This is a genomic window from Hymenobacter busanensis (genome assembly GCF_008727865.1).
Taxonomy (GTDB): Bacteria; Bacteroidota; Bacteroidia; order Cytophagales; family Hymenobacteraceae; genus Solirubrum; species Solirubrum busanense.
Genome location: NZ_VTWU01000004.1, coordinates 67,406 through 84,814, shown reverse-complemented (window position 1 = coordinate 84,814; position 17,409 = coordinate 67,406). Strand labels below are relative to the sequence as shown.

Sequence of the window (17,409 nt, the reverse complement as noted above, 5' to 3'; positions counted from 1 at the left end):
ACTGAATTACGCGCCCTGCGAGTTTGCCTGATTTACGAGGTAAACCCGCAGGGCGCTTTGCGATTCATACAGCTTATCGCTCGTATTCGGCCAGATGGTCGTACTGGTCAGTGTCTAGAAAATAAACCACTCCCAAAATGCTTGGCTCGTGGCGAGGGGCATAAAATATGCGTTCTGCGACGCGGGCATCGGCATCTACTGTACCAGGTGCACACATGATTCGGTCGCCTATGACGGGTAACTGTTTCGTGCTTTCCTTGATGCGCTTGATGAACGGACGCACATTGTCCATAGTGGCCGTCATCTCCTTTCGGGCCTCTTCCAGATTTGCATCGTCGTATTCCTCCCAGCTAACGCCTTTGCTTACCGCGCACCTTCTGGTATACTCATCTAACAAATTGGTGAGGCGACTGGCCCACATAACTTCTAACGTAGTCCTGGGAGCGAGGTAAAACCGTTCAGTGGTCATAAGCGAGCTGCACTTGTGGAACGGCGGCAAAGATATATAATGACATCTTATATGATGCCAGCAGATTTGGGTAGGTGACGGAGCTTGCCTTCGTGAAAAATCCAGCCGGTATCCATGCATTTGGGCGTCATTTGCGCAAGCTGCGCGAGGACCGCGGCATGAGCCAACAAGCACTGGCTGACCACGCGGACATTTCAAAACCAACGGTTCAGCGCATCGAGCATGCCCAGGCCGCGGCCACCCTCGATGTGCTTATCTCGCTGGCCCGTGCGCTTGAGCTTTCGTTGCGGGACCTAGTAGACGTGCCCTTCGAGTAGGAAAGAATATACCAAGAGCCTAAACGCAGGCCGCATGGCCCATGGCCTAAGCCGCCCGTCCCGTTGCAGAAAGCCAGTGCACATCCAAAGGTCGTGTGGTTGCAGCGACATCAATTGGCAAAAGATTTCGTACCGCTCGCGCTGCCATGGACGTATTGCTGACCGCTTCAAACAGGGCATCTTCCAACACCCGCATATTGTACAGGCACAACTCCTCGATGTCAGAGTCAGGGCAGGGAGCATAAATCAACCGCCCTCGCGCATTCCGCACATACTGCCTACCGTGACTGGCTTTAAGCAAAGGGTCTGATGTGATGATGGAACCAGTGAACCCAAGTTCTGCCAAACGAGCCAAGGCGCTCGGCGCGTGAGCTGGCCCAGCGCCCACAACCAGGACATGGAATGGCCTGCCTACAGCCGCCAACAACTCCATTAGCCCATTCAGTTTGTCCATAAACGCGCGCTGGCTTCTCGTGCGCGTGAAATCACGCGAAATGACGGACACTGACGGAGACTCCTTAAGCCATGTAATCCACTCCTGCTGGTCTCTTTGGTCTTCCCAATACAAATTCGGTATGGACACCAAATCAGCTTCCTGGATCTCATGCAGAACACGGTGGTGTCGCATCTGCATGACCAGATTGTGTGCTCGTGGCACCAGAGTCCCCCCAGTGGTCAAGGTGCTTACCGAGAAGGTAGGTCCGGTACTTGCAACGAAGCCACTGGCTCTCAAAGCGCTTAACGCCTTACGGCGGGGCATTGCCCAGAAACTTTCTAATATTTTGTCTTGGGCATTAAGCACTGCCAGTAGTTCGCATTCTGCATTCACGTGAAGGTAATCCCGCACTGCGAGAGAATCGGCACCGTCGAAAACCGGCTTCAAATCGGCACCGCGTTGCTTGCGCCAGTTCAACAACCCTTTGGCATCCACTGCAGCCCACTGGAGTGGTAACCGAACTTGAAGCCCAGCTAAATCAGCGGTTTTAGTGGGAATGAATAACGGGAACGGCAACGGCTGGTCTTGAGTCAGTCGTAAACGCTCCAAGGGGAGCCCAGTTGCGATGTGCTGAGCGAAAGTATTCAAGTGGCCTTTGGGCTGTGCACCAGCTTTCCGCTCACGACAAACTAGGTAGCAACTCTCGCACGCGTGCCGTCGCTCATCCCTCCATTTCCATGCACACCCGCATGGTGCAGTACCGTACCCACCGCCGCAAGCAAGGTAAGCTTCGCAGCTTGTTGCACAATCATTGAACAGAGAGGGCGAATAAGCTAAAGCTGCCTGTGCCATGCCGACCGTTCTTAAGCACTAATTCGAACGCGCACGACAGCTGCAAGCGGGGCAGCACTTTTCTTGACGAGGTGCCCTCGGTAGGTGCTCTTAGGGGCTAGGTCAACAGCATAATGACTTGAGACCATCCCCAGCCGCCTTCCATCTATGGTGGCTTCGTACTCCCCGTTCCGGAGCTCCAAATAGACTGTGTCTCCCAAGTCAGAAGCAAGAACGACCTCCTCGACTAGCTTTATAAGCGGAATGTCCAACTCTCCTTGGAGTTGACCTGACCCACCGCCACTGGAGGGCATATCGCTAATTTCGCCGCTAACCATCGCATTGCTAGGCATTGCCTTCGGTTTTGGCCGGTGTTGTTTGGAACCGTTTCCCATAGCTGAACAGTAAATGTCTTATATATGCCAAGACAAGTATTCATCGAATAGTTCCAAACGCCAGCAAAAAATTTAGCAATTCCAATACAGTTGGAATTTGCACATATTAACCTCTTAAAAATCAGGTCATTAAATCAATCCATTAATTTGCTTGCACCCTACGCCGTGGTGACAGCCTCACTGTTAAACTCAAACCCCGCGAGCCTCAGGAACGCACAGATAACCAATATCATTTTGTCCAAACTATATTGGTTAAGATGCCGATAAAAGCAATGAGCTACGTCGTTCCGAATGTTTTTTCCACTCGATAAGAAAACGTACTTGAAGAAGACCAAGCAATCTTCATCGAACAAGCTTTGGATTTTAGGTTGCTCCAGTATCTCGTCAACGTACATCTCGCGCAAGTCATCATGGCGTCCTACAACCGTTGTATTGATTCCTGCATGTCGCGCAAAGTCGCGCAAAAGGCCCTCAAACTTTACGGTAAGGGAGTCCAAACACATCACAAAGGAGGGCTCTATGCCTTCCTTGAGGGATGACCCGAGTTGTAGGAAGAACTCGCGTAGGCTCGGGTATACAAGGTCAGCCCATGAGTAATCTAGGGGCACGCCGGCTGTATCGATTTCACGCAGCGAACTTGAAACCCACGAGCTTTCTAGGTACCCCCGCAATGACTCGTAGGAGAGTTTGCCGCTCGCGGTGCCTTCGATGAAGATTGGACGCAGGTATAGTAGGCGAAACGACATGTTCATGCCGTAATTACGCATAACACGCTGGTGAAATGCAGCACCCGGTTCGGACGCGCCCCTTTGCGTGTTTTTGTTCCCGTCCATAAAGGTGGTACCTAAAATGGCCGACAGGCTGTCTTTCTCATTGGCTGTTTGTTCTCGCAATTGAGTCAATGACGGTATTACTGCTTTACTAGCGGTGAGGTAGTAGTAAATCTCGTCGCTGTTCATAGACAGCACTTGAGAGGTGTTTTGTTGAATGTCCGCATGCAATTGCTGTGCATGCTCATTACTTAATTTGGTTGTCACGGTGTTTAGTCTGATTTTAGGTTTTAGCTCCATAAGCCGTTGCGAGACTCTTTCAATTGCATCATCATCGTCCGTATGGCGATAGTGCTCCAGAGCAAGCCGATAGAGTTCTAGTGGTGCGAGACCTGATTCGTCATCAAGACGCGATGCAGCCTGTGCTTCGTGCGATTGACCTAGCCGCTGATACCAGTCTTTGGGGGAGATATTGTTTCGTTGCGCAAGCGCTATTGCCGCATTGCCTAATTCGTCGCAAAGGTGGAATTCATTCGATGCAAGACACTCCTCGAAAAGGTTTGCGCAGGCTTGCAGCCAAGTTTCGTCGGCGACATTCTTGTTAAACAGTTTGTTGTATTTAACAACCATTTGCGCCAGAAAGACGCGACCACCTAGCCAAAACGGGGACCTCGCATCTATTCTAGAAATGAGTTCATGCACAATTTCACCAGGCCGGTGCCGAAAAAGCTCAGAGAGGGCACACAATGTATCTAGCGCCTCAACACAATCATGCTGTGCTTCTCCAACGCAATCAGCAATAGATAAAGCAGCTAGAAGCTCATCAAATGCGAACTTCCCGAAGCGCCCATTTTTGTATGGCTTCGGTGCATTCCACAAAAGCAAGGCGTACCGCGCTTTTAAAAAGTGATTGGTCGAGGACGCCGCACGGAATTCAATGTATTCAAACGCACGCGGGTTAAGATTCTCAAGACCTGGCGAGGATACCGTTTCCCCTTCGGTAGTGGTGGCGACAACCCCGGAGCGGACTTCACTACCATCGAAATATAGACCTAGCAGCAAATGCTCTAGGCCCACTATGTCTTTCAATTCGGTGTATTCCGGACTAATGCTTGCCGAAATAGTCCGGAGTACTTCGAGTTTTGAAAAACTAGAGTTCCATGTGGCCCAGCAACTATCCAAATAATCCCCGAGTTCACCCGCTGATTGAATGTTAAAAGAAGACATATAAGAAGCAAACAGGAACAAGCAAGTGCTTAATCAAAGCAAACAATCAAATGTATTCTGCTTCCACTAGGATACGTTAAAACTTCATGCGCTGAATTCGTACCGCATTCAATATAGCCAGCAGTGCCACTCCCACGTCGGCAAACACCGCCTCCCACATAGTGGCCAGGCCACCGGCGCCCAAGGCCAGCACTACGCCTTTGACTATGAAGGCGAGCCAGATGTTCTGCCACACCACCGAGTGGGTAGCGCGGGCAATACGGCGGGCCGTGGCAATCTTGCTGGGGTGGTCGGTTTGAATCACCACGTCGGCGGTTTCAATGGTGGCATCGGAGCCCAGGCCGCCCATGGCAATGCCCACGTCGGCTAGGGCCACCACCGGGGCATCGTTCACGCCGTCGCCCACAAAGGCCAGCTTGCGCCCCGCGTCGAGGTACTGCTGCACATACCGCGCTTTGTCTTCGGGCAGCAGCCCGCCGTGGGCCTCGTCAATGCCTAGGTCATTGGCCACGCGCTGCGTGATGCTGTCCTTGTCGCCCGAAAGCATCACGATTTTGGTGATGCCGTCGGCCCGCAACTCCTGCACGGTCTGCTGGGCGTCATCTTTCGGGGCATCGGCCACGGTCAGGTAGCCAGCATATTTGCCGTCGATTGCGGCCACCACGATGCTGTCGAACACCTGGTCTACTTCCGGCGGGTAGGTCACGCTGAATTTGGTAAGCAGCTTGGTGTTGCCGGCTAGTACGTCCCGGCCGTCCACGCGGCCGCGCAGCCCGTGTCCGGAAATCTCTTCGACGTTCTCCACGGCGACTCCCGCCGCGGCCGCGCCCACGTGCTGCACCACGGCCTTGGCAATGGGGTGCGTGGATTTGGTTTCCAGCGCGCCTACCAGACGCAACAGCTGGGCCGGGTCCACGCCCGGGGTCGGCTGCACCTGCTGCACGGCAAACACGCCTTGGGTCAGGGTGCCCGTCTTGTCCATTACAACGGTATCAATTTCACGCAGCACGTCCAGGAAGTTGGAGCCCTTGAACAGGATGCCCGCTTTCGAGGCGGCGCCGATGCCGCCGAAGTAGCCCAGCGGGATACTGATGACCAACGCGCAGGGGCAGGAAATGACCAGGAACACCAGCGCCCGGTAGAGCCAGGTGCGAAACACGTAGTCGTCCACCACAAAGTAGGGCACCAGCACCAGCAGCACCGCGAGGGCCACCACGATGGGGGTGTACACCTTGGCAAACTTGGTGATGAACTGCTGGGTCTTGGCCTTGCGGCCCACCGCGTCCTGCACCATGGCCAGAATCTTGGCCAGCTTGGTGTCCTGGTAGGTGGCCGTCACTAGCACCTGCGCCAGGGACTCCTGGTTTATCATGCCGGCCAGTACTACTTCGCCGGTCTGCTTGGTTTGCGGGGCCGATTCGCCGGTGAGCGCGGCTGTGTTGAAGGAGGCCGGGCCCTTGGTCAGCGTGCCGTCCAGGGCCACTTTCTCGCCCGGCTTCACCTCGATGGTGTCGCCCCGCTGCACCTGTTTGGGGTCCAGCACCATGGACTGACCACCTCGAAGCACCGTGACCTCGGTGGCTTGAATTTCCAACAGGGCCCGGATGCTGCGCTTGGCGCGGTTCACGGCCGCGTCCTGAAACAGCTCGCCCACGGTGTAGAACAACATCACGGCCACGCCTTCCGGGTACTCGCCGATGGCAAAGGCCCCGAGCGTGGCGATGCTCATGAGCAGAAACTCGTTGAACACGTTGCCCGAGGGGATGCTGAGCACGGCGGCTTTCATCACCTTCCAGCCCACCAGCAGAAACGCCACGCCGTACCAAGTCAGGCGCACGTACCCGGTGAAAAAGGCCACGTCGTAGTAGTCCAGCGCGATGCCGCCCAGCAGCAGCGCCAGGCTTACGCCGGGCCAGAGGTAGGGATTGGTGCCCGCCGGACCGTGGTCGTGGTCGTCGCCGCTGCCTTGGTCGTGGCCCGCGTGCGCATCGGGTGTGGTATCGGCCGCCGGTGCGTGGTCGTGGCCGGGCACGTCGTGGCCCTGCCGGCTGGTTGCGGCTTCCGGGGTGAGCTGGTCGCGGGTCACCGCGCCCACGTTTTCCAGCTTTACCTGCTTGGCAGTATTCAGCTCTTCGTTGGTTTTATCTAAGGAGGGGTCAGGCATGAGTCAGGCAGGTTAAGTCAGGAAAAGGGAATACCGGAGCGGTCAGGCGCTTACCAGTCCACTAAAAAGCCGGCCATGCCCACCAGCACGAGCACCGCGCCAGTCAGGCGTCGCTCGTGGTGGGCAAATCCGTCCAGGTTGAGGCGGCCCAAGCTCCGGTGGGCCAGGCTCACCAGCGCACACATGGCCGATACAGAAGTCAGCAGGTATAAGCTCGTTAATAAGGCCAGGGCCGCTGGACCGTGGGTGCCAGCGGCCAGGAAAAACGACTGGATTTCCAGGCAGGGCGCCAGAAACATGGTCGCCGCCAGTCCCAGCACCACGCGCCGGCGGGTCGTGCGTCGGCGCACGGGTCGTGGGTCAGGGTGGGTGTGGCCGGGGCCGGAAAAGGCGTACAGCAGGCCAATAACGATGAGCAGCAGGGGCGCGACCCAGCCGGCAAATTGCTCGAAGCGGGCCGAGAGGCGCCAGCCCAGCAGGCCCAGGGCCAGCCCGATGCCCACGGTGCTCAGTACGTGAGCGAGCCCGGCTACCATGGTCACCCCCACCGCCCGCCGCAGGGGCCAGCCTTCCGCCCGCGCCACGGCCAGCACCGGGGCCCAGTGGTTGGGAATGGCGGCGTGCAGCAAGCTCAGCACAAGGGCTCCGGTGAGAAGTTCAAGCATGGGAAGCGGGGGCTAGGGAAAGGCACCGCCGGTTACGAGGACAAACCTCGGGCGCCGGGCGATGCAATGCTATTGCATTGTTGGGGCCGGGGTGGAAGTGTCGCCCGCGCAGCGCGGGCACAGGCCCTTCATGACCAGGCTGGTTTCCTGTACCTGGTAGGCGCCGGGAAGGGCCACGGCTGGGACGGGCACCGCGGGCAGGCAGGAAGTCTCCCGGCAGCGGGTGCAAAAGAAGTGCACGTGCAGGTCCTGGTGGTGCTCGGGCGTGCAGCTGGGCTCGCACAGGGCAAACTTCACGGCACCGCTGCCGTCCTCGATGCGGTGTACCAGGCCCTTGTCGGTAAAGGTTTTCAGGGTGCGGTGCACGGTGATGCGGTCGGCGTGCTGGAGCAACTCTTCCACGTCGGTTAGGCTCAGCGCCGCCGGCTGCTTCATCAGCACGTCGAGCACCAATAAGCGCATGGCTGTGGGCGTAATCTGCTTGGCAATCAGCGTGTCTTCGAGAGGATGGGCCATGGCTATTCTTCTTCCTCGGCGTTTTTCATCTTGGCCAGCAGCGAGTAGGCCCCGTCTGTAACGAAAGTGGTGGTGACCGGCACCCCCTCCGGCAGGGTGACTTCGGTGAAGTTGTCCTCGCTGCGGCCCAGCGTCACGGGCACCAAGCGGTAACGGCCGGGGGCTTCCACGGCAAAGGCGTAGTTCTTACCCTCGAAGCGCACCAGCGCGGCGTCGGGCAGAGTATGCGCCTGGGTGCGGCCGGTTTCAATCATGGCCCGCACATACAGTCCCGGCAGCAGGGCCGGGTCGTTTTCCTGGTCTAAGTGGCCGTGCACGCGCACGGTGCGGTCCTCCCCGATGGCCTTGCCCACCAAGTACACCCGGGCCGTGCGCTCACGGCGGGAGCTGGTGGAATCGCTGGCCAGCGTGAAGCGAATGAGCTGGCCGTGCTGCACCCGGGCCACGTCGCGCTCAAACACCGTGAGCTCCACGTGCAGGTGCTCGGGGTCTACGATTTCAAACAGCGCATCCGTCGCCGTCACGGCTTGCCCCACCGTCACGTTGACGGTGCGCACGAAGCCGGCCCGCGGGGCCCGCAGCGTAGCCGTGGTGACTATTCTGCCGCCTACCGGCAGGCCGGCCAGCCGCAGCCGGGCCGCCTGTGCGTTGGTCTGCACCTGCAGGGCCTGGTAGTCGGCCTGGGCGCGCTGGTAGTTTTTCTGGGGGGCTACCTCCTGCTCGTAGAGCTCCTTTTGGCGGGCCAGCTCGGTACGGGCGTAGTCGAGGCGGGCGCGGGTTTCGAGGTAGTCCTGCTGCAGGGTCACAAATTCGGGGTTGCGGATGATGGCCAGCACTTCGCCCTTGCGCACGCGGGAACCCTGCAGCAGCTCCGTATTCTCCACGAACCCGCCCAGCGGGGCCGTTATGCGCACGGCACTTTCCGGCGGTACGTCCAGCGTGCCGGTCACAGCCAACCCCGCGCCCATGGGCCGGTCGGCCAGGCGGGCGGTTTTCAGACCCGCTGCCTGCTGCTCAGCGGGCGAAAGGGTGACCACGTCGGCGGCTTCTCCGCTTACCGCTTCGGCACCGGCTGCTTTGCTTTCGGCAGTAGGTCCGGCCTCCGCGTTTTCTTTCTTATCCGCACCGCAGCCGGCCAGGGTCAGGGCCAGCAGCAGCGCCAGGGATGCAATCTTATTCATCAAGGTGTAAGTCAGGGAGAGAAGGAGAACCTTACTGGGCCGCAGTGCCGAGCAGGTAATCCAGGTCGATGGCGGTTTGGTTGTGCTGGAGCAGGGCGTCGAGGTAGGCCGTGCGCACGCTCAAGGCGCGCTCCAGGTTGAGCAACAGCTCGGAATAGGTGGTTTCGCCGGCCTTGTAAGCCCGCTGGCTCAGGCGCACGATGACGGCCGCCTGGGGAAGGCCGGTCTGCTCATAGAACTGCACCCGCCGGCGTTGCTCCTGCAGGCGCAGGCGCAGCTCATCCAGCTGGGCCACGGCTTCGGCATGGTAGCGCTGGTAGGCCGTTGTGGCGGCCTGCTCCTGCAGCTTAGCCGCCTGCACGCGGGCCTTCTGCGGACCGCGCAGCAGCGGTATGGCCACGCCGGCCTGCACGCTTTGGAACCGGTCGCCGGTGCCGTAGGTCGTGGATTGCCCGTCTATCTCGTAAGTGCCGCGCAGCGACTGATTGGTGTAGCCCACCGTCACCTGGGGCAAGCCCTGCGCCTGCTCTACCCGGGTTTCGGCCCGGCGCTCGGCAATCTGCTGCTGCAGCACCCGGGCCTGCGGCGTTGCGGCCAGGACCGCCGTATCCGCGGGAGTCGTAGCGTCCGGCAACAGGCGCAGGGTGCTGTCGGCAATGCTCACGGGCTGGGTTGTTTGCAGCAGGGCCTGCAGCTGGCGCTGGGCAATGGCATAGTCGGTGCGGGCCTGAGCGAGCAGGTTCTGGGTTTCGCCCTGCTGAATCAGGGCGTTGGCCGGCTCCAGGCGGGCCACTTCCCCGGTCTTGAAGCGCAGCTGGGCCGAGCGCAGAAACTCGGAGTAGATGCTGTCCTGCCCGCGCAAGGTGCGCAGGCGGTGGCGGGCGTGCACGGCCCGCTCGTAGCTCAGGCGCACCTGCCGGCGCAGTTCGGCCTGCACCTGGGCCAGCTGCTGCTCGCGGCCTGCAATCAAGGCCTGGCTCAGCCCCGCCTGGGCCTTGTAGTAGCCGGGCAAAGCCAGCGACTGGCCGATGCTCAGCACGTTGTCGGAAAGCGGGGAGTTCACTTGCCCGTAGGTGCCTACCACGTTGGTGCGGCCCACGTCGAAAGCGGTGCGGCGCAGGGCTTGCTTGGCTTCCAGCGAGCGTTGTGCGGCTTGCACTGTGCCATTGGCCTGCAGGGCCTGTCCGACAGCCTGCTTGGCGGTCAGTGGCCCTTGTGCCCAGGCCACGGGGCTGCTGAGCAGTCCGCCGAGCACCAGCACGAGCAGCAAGGCTGTGGGCACGGCCGGGCGGGGCTGGGGTTCCAACTCCGGCCGGGGCTTGGCGTTGCGCTCCGAGAGGGCGTAGAGCACCGGCAGCACCAGCAAGGTCAGCAGCGTGGCCGTCACCAAACCACCAATCACGACGGTGGCCAAGGGGCGCTGCACTTCCGCGCCGGCCGACTGCGACAGGGCCATGGGCAGGAAGCCCAACGAGGCCACGGTGGCCGTCATCAGCACCGGGCGCAAACGTACCTGCGTGCCTACCAGGATGCGCTGGTAGAGGTCTTGATGGCCTTCTGCCTTGAGTTGGTTAAAGTAGCCGATGAGCACGATGCCGTTGAGCACGGCTACGCCAAACAGAGCAATGAAGCCCACCCCGGCCGAGATACTAAACGGCATGTCCCGCAGCCAGAGGGCCAGCACCCCGCCGATGGCTGAGAGCGGAATGGCCGTGAAAATCATCACCGACTGCTTGAGCGAGCGGAAGGTAAAGAACAGGAGGGCGAAAATAAGCCCCAGGGCCACGGGTACGGCGATGCTTAGCCGCTCGGTGGCCTGGCGCAGGTTCTCGAACTGCCCGCCGTAGGTGGTGTAGTAGCCGGGGGCGAGTTGGAGTTGCTCATCGACTTTGCCCTGCAGCTCCTGTACGACGCTTTCCACGTCGCGGCCCCGCACGTTGAAGGCGACGGTGATGCGGCGCTTGGCGTCGTCGCGCTGAATCTGGTTAGGGCCTTCTTGCAGGTCCACTGTGGCCACCTGCTCCAGCGGAATCTGCTCGCCGTGGGGCGTGGCCACCAGCAGCTGGCGTACGTTGTTGATGTTCTGGCGCAGTTCCGGGGTCAAGCGCAGCACCACGTCGAATCGGCGCTCCTGCTCGAAGAGTTGCCCAGCGGCCTGGCCGGCGAAGGCCGTTTGTACCGTGCGGTTCACGTCGTCAGCGTTCAGGCCAAAGCGGGCCATGCGGTTGCGGTCCAGCTTCACCACGATTTGCGGCAGCCCGGTAACTTGCTCCACGTACACGTCCTCGGCGCCTTCCACCTGCCGCACCAGTCGGGCAGCCCGCTGGGCGGAGGAAGCTAGTTGCTGCAGGTCTTCCCCGTAGATTTTGAGCACCACGTCCTGTTTGGCGCCGGAAATCAGCTCGTTGAAGCGCATCTGGATGGGCTGCTGGAAGCCGAAGGTGACGCCCGGAATCACGCTCAGCGCTTCGGACATCTTCTCGGTCAATTCCTCAGTGGTACTAGCGGAGGTCCATTTGCTTTTGTCTTTTTCCAGAATCACCATCAAGTCCCCGGCTTCGACCGGCATGGGGTCGGTGGGAATCTCGGCCGCGCCGATTTTGGCCACTACTTCCTGCACTTCGGGAAACTGCTCTTTGAGAATGCCGCCCGCCTGCAGGCTCCTGTCCACGGTATAGCTCAGTGACGAGCCCGTGAGCGTGCGCATCTCCACGGCAAAGTCCCCTTCGGAAAGCTGGGGAATAAACTCCCCGCCCAGCGTGCGGAACAAGAGCAGCGCGCCCGCAAACAGCGCCACCGCCGAGGTGAGCACCACGGCCTTGCGGCGCAGGGTCCACTCCAGCACCGGCCGGTAGCGTGCTTCGAGCCAGTTCATCATCCGGTCGGAAAAATTGCGCTTTACTTCCGTCGAGCGACTCAAGGCCAGCGCCGACATCATCGGCACATAGGTCAGGGAGAGAATAAAGGCCCCGACGATGGCGAAAGCCACGGTTTGGGCCATGGGCCGGAACATCTTGCCTTCAATACCGACCAAGGCCAGCAGGGGCAGGTACACGATGAGGATGATGATTTCACCGAAGGCAGCCGAGGAGCGGATTTTGGAAGACGCGTGGTAGGTTTCCTCGTTCATCTGCACGCTGGTGAGCCGGTTGCCAGGCACCTGCAGTTGTCCGCCGTGCAGGCGGTGCACGATGGCCTCAACGATGATGACGGCGCCGTCCACCACCAGGCCAAAGTCAATGGCGCCGAGCGAGAGCAGGTTGCCCGAGACGCCAAACAAGCGCATCATGCTGATGGCAAAGAGCATGGCCAGCGGAATCACCGAGGCCACCACCAAACCAGCCCGCCAATTGCCTAGGAAGAGCACCAGCACGAAGAGCACAATCAGGGCCCCCTCAATCAGGTTGGTCTTTACCGTGCCGATGGCGCGGCCCACTAGCTCGGAGCGGTCCAGAAACACGTCGATGGTCACGCCTTCGGGCAAGGACTTACGCACGGTTTCCATGCGCGTTTTCACGTCCTTGATAACGTCGTTGGCGTTGGCGCCTTTGAGCATGAGCACGATGCCGCCGGTCACTTCGCCTTCCCCGTTGCGGGTCATGGCCCCGTAGCGCACAGCTGAGCCCAGGCGCACATCGGCCACGTCGCGCACCAACACGGGCAGGCCGCCCTGGGTGTTCCGTACGACGATGTTGCCTAGGTCGGCGGCGTTCTCGGCCAGCCCTTCGGTGCGAATAAAGTACGCCGTGGGCTTCTGGTCAAGGTAGGCGCCGCCAGCGTTCTGGTTATTGCGGGACACGGCTTGGTAGACCTGCTCGGTGGTGACGTTCAACGAGCGTAGTCGTGTGGGGTCGAGCCGGATTTCAAACTGCTTGAGCTGGCCGCCGAAGCTGGCCACGTCGGCCACGCCGGGTGTGCCCAGCAGCTGGCGCCGCACAATCCAGTCTTGAATGGTGCGCAGCTCGCGGGCGTCGTACTTCTTCTCAAAGCCCTGTTTAGCGCGCACCAGGTACTGGTACACCTCGCCCAAGCCGGTGCTCACCGGGGCCATCTCCGGCCGGCCGATGCTTTCGGGTATCTGGCTTTCCGCTTCGCGCAGGCGTTCGGTCACCTGCTGGCGGGCCCAATAGATGTCAATCTTGTCTTCGAAGACGATAGTCACCACCGAGAGGCCGAAGCGCGAAAACGACCGCACTTCTTCGCGGCCGGGGATGGTGGCCAAGCTCTGCTCGACGGGGAACGAGACGAGCCGCTCGATGTCGCTGGCGGCCAGCGAAGGAGCCACCGTGTACACGACGACTTGGTTGGTGGTGATGTCGGGGACTGCATCAATCGGCAGCCGACTTAGTGAGTAGGCGCCCCATGCAATCAGCGCCAGGGTCAGCAGCCCGATGATGAGTTTGTTGTGAATGGAAAAATGAATCAGCCGGTCGAACATCCGCTGCTTTGGGGTAAGGTTTAACACTTCACTGAAAAGCCTGCGTCCACGTGGTTCCGGCGTCTTAGCGCTAGAACGGCGAGGTTACGATGCCCCATTCAAGCCGACGCCAGGCGTCAGTCAGCACGAGCGAGCTAATTCCATGCGGGAATCAGCTACTCATAGGGGAATTCAGCAGGAAGAGAAAGGAAGGTTAGACCTGTGGCGGTTGCCATACAGACCCGGTTGCACGCGTCAATGCGTACACCACTAACTCGCCGTGATGCACTGCGCTGCCCCATGTGGCTGGAGCCGCAGCCGCTAGTTCAGGCAGCGGCGCTTGTGGTACTACTGCCCCACCACAGCAATGGCATTGGCAGAAAGGGGAGCACCAGTCACCTAGTGCCCCGTTGCTGCAGTCAGAGTGGGCAGTGGCTGCCACGGTGGTTTGCGTCTGGTATTTGCACACGTCTGCCTCGTCCGCGCAGCTCAGGCAGGAGAGGCAGGCAAAGTAGAAAGCAAAAAACAGAACGAGTAATCGCATGAAGTGCAAAGGTAGGCAATATGATTACTGGCTCTCACTTTACCTACTAACAGTCAATAGGGTTCTTACAGGCATATCGAGGCAAGGCGTATTGAAGTAACCAAACTTAAAAAAATACAAATATTGGCCCTGTTGATAAATGTCAGCATCATCATCATTAGCACGCCTCTGACAACGAAAAATTATGGCTCACATCGGTATACGGGGTAAGCCATGTGGCAGCGGGGGGGGTAAGTCAAGATTGAAACGAGTTTATCTGACCGGGTACCCCATTTCACAAAACTTGTTAATTTGCGCTCTTCTGCTAGAATATCAGCCTTTTGTAATTGAAGAACACGGGTATTTTATGATGCATTACATGCCCCTTTGGTACATGTCACATCGTAGAAGAGCGGAATGAGACAGGCATAGAGCATCACCTACCCCTGGATTCAAAATGCGCTACGTGATTCATAACACCATTGCGCCTGTTCTGTCCTCACAAGTCCTATTACATCTTCCTCGATTACGGCTTCGTTGATTCCGGTTGCCCGTGTCTTTAAGTCCGCACCCTCTCTTACCAGCCTTCGCTCCTTATTGGATAGAAAGGTTAGCTTGATTTTGGTAAGGCAGGGATTAGATGAAGTAATTTGAAACGTCCTGCTTGTACCCCTATCTGTACCCCATACAACAAAAAACCCTCCCCACGCATTGTGAAGAGGGTTTAAAGTGGAGCTGCAGGGAGTCGAACCCTGGTCCAGACAAGGAAGACGACGAGCTTTCTACGTGTGTAGCTATGCTTGCTTTGTTCGAAGCAACCGAGGCGCACATCAGGCCTATAGGTTACCCTTATCTGCTTGAGTTTCGCTTGGGCGTCGCAGCGCCACCCAAACTATCCTAATGCTTTCGACACCCCGAACTCACCCGTGAAAAGGAAGACGGATGCGGGATGATGGCTAGTGCTTAGTACCTAGACTAGGCAGCCATGGCGTACGAGTAGTCGCCAGTTGTTGGTCGAATGATTTGTTGGCGAGAGATTCATTCAACTCTCGACACGCTTACTCGCGACTTGCACGAGCTGTCAATTCCGGTCAGCCCCAATTGTAAAAGAACGTACCGCCTCGAAAGGCGGGGTGCGAAGGTACGCACATCGAGGGTAAAACGTTTGCCAAGGCCGAAATTGTTCCGCCGGGCGCCCCGGAACCGCAGCCTTCGGAAAGCCTCGCCAGGGGGTAGCGGGGCCGTCCAAAGGCTGCGGTTCTGGTGCCTTTTGACAGCTGTGTTATTTTGAAGCGGTGGCGGCCGGCTGGAATGCAGCCACGCCTGTTTGCCACAGCCCGAAGCTCAGCAGATCGGCCATCGTTTCAAACTGCTTTTGCTTGGAGTCGCCAATGCCGTGGCCGGCTTCGTAATCGGTGAAGAAGAGTATGGGCTTGCCCGAGGCGTTGCTGGCCTGCAGGCGGGCGGCAAACTTGGCGGGCTGCCAGGCAATAACGCGCGGGTCGTTGAACCCGGCCGTGACCAGCGTTGCGGGGTATTTGACGCCTTTTTTCAGGTGCAGGTAGGCATCCATTTCCAGCAGGGCCTTGCACTCGTCTTCCTTCTGCACCGTGCCGAACTCGGGCACGTTGACGGGGCCGTTGGGCGAGTTTTCCATGCGCACCGCGTTCAGGCAGCCTACTTCCGGCATGGCCACGGCAAACAGGTCGGGGCGCTCCGTCATGGCCCGCCCGATGAGGATGCCGCCCGCGCTGCCGCCGTTCATGGCAATTTTACCCGGTGCGGTGTACTGGTTTTTCACCATGTACTCGGCCGAGGCAATGAGGTCTTTCCAGGTATTGGGCTTGGTGGTTTTCTGCCCGGCTTTGTGCCATTCTTCGCCCAGTTCGCCGCCGCCGCGCACGTGGGGCACGGCCAGCACGCCGCCCTGCTGCGCCCAGAGCAAATACGGCGGGTAGAAAAACGGCCCCGTCGACTTGGAATAGGCGCCGTAGCCCACCATCAGAGTAGGAGCCGAGCCGTTGCGCGGGGTGCCTTTCTTGTAAATCAGCGAAAGGGGCACCTGCACACCGTCGTGCGAGGGCACCATCAGCTCTTCCACCACCAAGTCTTTGAATTCGGGGTACTGCGCTTCCGACGACAGCGGCTCGGGGCGAAACTGCCCGGTAGCGGCCGCGTAATGGTAGCGGGTGCGGTCGGCGGTCCAGCCCACCGTCGTCACCCACAGGTCCGGCGACTGGGCGTTTTTGGTGTGCAGTTCAATGGAACCAGCGGGCCGCGGTAGTTTGATGAGCTGCGCGGTTTTGCTGCCTTTGGCCACGAAGTAGAGCTTGGCTTCCACGCCATTGCGGGTGCGTACAAAGTACAGGCCGTCTTTGGTTACCTTGAAGTGGTCATCGTTGATGGCTTCGTCGGTGCTTTCCGGCACCAGCACCTCGGCCGTGGCCACCTCAGGCTTGGCGGCAGGCATGCGCATGATCTTCTGGCGCGGCGTGTTCTTCGACGTTACGAAGTACAGGTACTCCCCGTCGCCGGCCACGTTGGTCACCTCCTGCTCCGAACGAAACAGCGGCTGCCAGTTAATCTTGGGCTTGCTCAGGTCGGTTGCGGGGGCATAATAGGCCTTCAGGTAACGGTCTACGGTGTAGAGCAGGCCGAACAGCATTTTGCTGTCTTGCTCGTAGAAAGCGTAGGGGTATTCCTCGGGCTTGATGCCCAGTGCGGGGTAGGTTTGGGCAGAGAAAACCGCGCGGTCCTGGCTTTGCGGCGTGCCCACGCGGTGCACAAACGACTGCGTGTTGAGGCGGGCGTTGTTGTCTTTCACGTCGGCGCTGTTGAGCGGCGTGTAGGTAAAACTGGCGTTGTCGGGCAGCCATTCGCCGGCCCCGCCCATCGACAGCGGCCGCAGGCGTTCGGGGTAGATTTTCCGGGTCTTCACGTCCATTATCAGCCCTTGGCCTACCTCGGCGCCCTTCTCACTCAGCGCAAAAGCCACCTTCGAGCCATCGAAGGACGGCGAAAAGGAGTTGATGGTGTATACTTTGCCCTGCTCGAAATTCTCCGGATCGAAGAGCAGCACCTCCGTGCCCTTGTAGCCGTCGCGGCAGTAGAGTTTGGGCTGCTGGTCCTGCGGCCGGGTTTTGAGGTAGAAGTACCGGTCGTTGTGGGCAATGTGCGGTTTCGTGACCTGGGCGCTTTTGCGCGCATCAAAGTCCAGCATCTGCTTGATTAGCTGCTGCCGACCGGGAATGGCGTCGAGCGTGCGGCGGGCGTATTCGCTCTGCGTTTTCATCCAGGCGGCCACGGCCGGGTCGGCCAGGTTTTCCAGGTTGCGGTAGGGGTCGGTTACCGTCGCGCCGAAGTAGGTATCGGTGGCAGTTACCGAGGGCGCGGCGGGCGGCCCGGCTTGCGCCAGCGCGGCGACGGGCGCGCACAAGGCAAGAAGAAGTACGGCTGATTTCATAAGGTACGGCAACAGGTTGGTGGTTGTGGAATGAG

At 59.3% G+C, this 17,409-nt stretch carries 11 protein-coding genes and 1 other RNA gene; 1 reads left to right on the top strand and 11 read right to left on the bottom strand.

Annotated elements, in window-relative coordinates; all coding sequences use genetic code 11:
- Nucleotides 1-73: 73 nt before the first annotated feature.
- Nucleotides 74-421, bottom strand: coding sequence for a hypothetical protein (locus F0P96_RS11370; protein WP_151079007.1), 348 nt, complete (start codon nucleotides 419-421; stop codon nucleotides 74-76).
- Between the two features lie 140 nt (nucleotides 422-561).
- Between F0P96_RS11370 and F0P96_RS11365 the strand changes: the two genes are divergently transcribed.
- The gene (locus tag F0P96_RS11365) at nucleotides 562-786 is read left to right on the top strand and encodes a helix-turn-helix domain-containing protein (protein WP_167291201.1); all 225 of its coding nucleotides are present in this window, start codon (nucleotides 562-564) and stop codon (nucleotides 784-786) included.
- Nucleotides 787-832: 46 nt separating this feature from the next.
- Here the strand turns inward: F0P96_RS11365 and F0P96_RS11360 are convergent, their stop codons facing one another.
- The 10 genes from F0P96_RS11360 to F0P96_RS11320 all read right to left on the bottom strand — a co-directional run bounded on the left by F0P96_RS11360 (nucleotide 833) and on the right by F0P96_RS11320 (nucleotide 17,374).
- Nucleotides 833-1,831, bottom strand: coding sequence for a DUF4417 domain-containing protein (locus tag F0P96_RS11360; RefSeq protein WP_167291200.1), 999 nt, complete (start codon nucleotides 1,829-1,831; stop codon nucleotides 833-835).
- A 775-nt stretch (nucleotides 1,832-2,606) separates the two neighbouring features.
- Entirely contained in the window at nucleotides 2,607-4,445 is a 1,839-nt protein-coding gene (locus tag F0P96_RS11355) for a DUF4209 domain-containing protein (RefSeq protein ID WP_151079004.1), read from the bottom strand.
- Nucleotides 4,446-4,521: 76 nt separating this feature from the next.
- The gene (locus F0P96_RS11350; protein WP_151079003.1) at nucleotides 4,522-6,609 is read right to left on the bottom strand and encodes a heavy metal translocating P-type ATPase; all 2,088 of its coding nucleotides are present in this window, start codon (nucleotides 6,607-6,609) and stop codon (nucleotides 4,522-4,524) included.
- Nucleotides 6,610-6,659: 50 nt separating this feature from the next.
- Nucleotides 6,660-7,274 (bottom strand): hypothetical protein, encoded by a 615-nt coding sequence (locus F0P96_RS11345; protein WP_151079002.1) that lies wholly within the window; start codon nucleotides 7,272-7,274, stop codon nucleotides 6,660-6,662.
- A gap of 69 nt (nucleotides 7,275-7,343) precedes the next feature.
- On the bottom strand, nucleotides 7,344-7,790 hold the full coding sequence (locus tag F0P96_RS11340; RefSeq protein WP_151079001.1) for a Fur family transcriptional regulator: 447 nt from the start codon (nucleotides 7,788-7,790) through the stop codon (nucleotides 7,344-7,346).
- A gap of 2 nt (nucleotides 7,791-7,792) precedes the next feature.
- Nucleotides 7,793-8,971 (bottom strand): efflux RND transporter periplasmic adaptor subunit, encoded by a 1,179-nt coding sequence (locus F0P96_RS11335; protein ID WP_151079000.1) that lies wholly within the window; start codon nucleotides 8,969-8,971, stop codon nucleotides 7,793-7,795.
- A gap of 31 nt (nucleotides 8,972-9,002) precedes the next feature.
- On the bottom strand, nucleotides 9,003-13,409 hold the full coding sequence (locus tag F0P96_RS11330) for a CusA/CzcA family heavy metal efflux RND transporter (RefSeq protein WP_151079425.1): 4,407 nt from the start codon (nucleotides 13,407-13,409) through the stop codon (nucleotides 9,003-9,005).
- Between the two features lie 193 nt (nucleotides 13,410-13,602).
- Complete coding sequence (locus F0P96_RS21435) at nucleotides 13,603-13,932, bottom strand: DUF6660 family protein (RefSeq protein WP_420840957.1); 330 nt, start codon at nucleotides 13,930-13,932, stop codon at nucleotides 13,603-13,605.
- A gap of 706 nt (nucleotides 13,933-14,638) precedes the next feature.
- Nucleotides 14,639-15,010, bottom strand: a transfer-messenger RNA (tmRNA) gene (ssrA, locus tag F0P96_RS11325).
- A gap of 183 nt (nucleotides 15,011-15,193) precedes the next feature.
- Nucleotides 15,194-17,374 carry a prolyl oligopeptidase family serine peptidase gene (locus F0P96_RS11320; RefSeq protein WP_151078999.1) on the bottom strand — a complete coding sequence of 727 codons (2,181 nt, stop codon included), beginning with the start codon at nucleotides 17,372-17,374 and terminating at the stop codon, nucleotides 15,194-15,196.
- Nucleotides 17,375-17,409: the final 35 nt, after the last annotated feature.